Annotated in this window: 1 protein-coding gene; it reads left to right on the forward strand. The window is 65.6% G+C overall.

Annotated elements, in window-relative coordinates:
- The coding region (gene tuf / locus QUA34_RS30080; RefSeq protein ID WP_333391174.1) for an elongation factor Tu at window positions 1–1,056 on the forward strand (1,056 nt) is incomplete at its 5' end.

Below are 1,056 nucleotides of genomic sequence, written 5' to 3' on the forward strand. Positions count from 1 at the left end.
GCGTACGACCAGATTGACGCGGCGCCGGAAGAGAAGGCTCGCGGCATCACGATTTCGACCGCGCACGTGGAATACGAGTCGCCGACGCGCCACTACGCGCACGTCGACTGCCCGGGCCACGCGGACTACGTGAAGAACATGATCACGGGTGCGGCGCAGATGGACGGCGCGATCCTGGTGTGCTCGGCCGCTGACGGCCCGATGCCGCAGACGCGCGAGCACATCCTGCTGTCGCGCCAGGTCGGCGTGCCGTACATCGTGGTCTTCCTGAACAAGGCGGACATGGTGGATGACGCCGAGCTGCTCGACCTGGTCGAGATGGAAGTTCGCGAGCTGCTGTCGAAGTACGACTTCCCGGGCGACGACACGCCGATCATCAAGGGCTCGGCCCGTCTGGCGCTGGAAGGCGACCAGTCGGAGATCGGCGTCCCGGCGATCCTGAAGCTGGTCGAGGCGCTGGACACGTTCATCCCGGAGCCGCAGCGTGACGTGGACCGTCCGTTCCTGATGCCGGTGGAAGACGTGTTCTCGATCTCGGGTCGCGGCACGGTGGTGACGGGCCGCATCGAGCGCGGCATCATCAAGGTCGGCGAGGAAATCGAGATCGTCGGCATCCGCGACACGCAGAAGACGACGGTCACGGGCATCGAGATGTTCCGCAAGCTGCTGGACCAGGGCCAGGCGGGCGACAACGCCGGTCTGCTGCTGCGCGGCACGAAGCGTGACGACGTGGAGCGCGGTCAGGTCCTGGCGAAGCCGGGCTCGATCAAGCCGCACACGACGTTCGAGTCGGAAGTGTATGTGCTGTCGAAGGAAGAGGGCGGTCGTCACACGCCGTTCTTCAAGGGCTACCGCCCGCAGTTCTACTTCCGCACGACGGACGTGACGGGTTCCATCGAGCTGCCGGAAGGCGTCGAGATGGTGATGCCGGGTGACAACATCAAGATGGTGGTGACGCTGATCGCCCCCGTTGCGATGGACGAAGGCCTGCGCTTCGCGATCCGCGAAGGCGGCCGCACCGTCGGCGCCGGCGTCGTGGCCAAGATCATCAAGTAA

It is taken from the genome of Microcoleus sp. POL10_C6 (genome assembly GCF_036701585.1).
Classification (GTDB): Bacteria; Cyanobacteriota; Cyanobacteriia; order Cyanobacteriales; family Microcoleaceae; genus Microcoleus.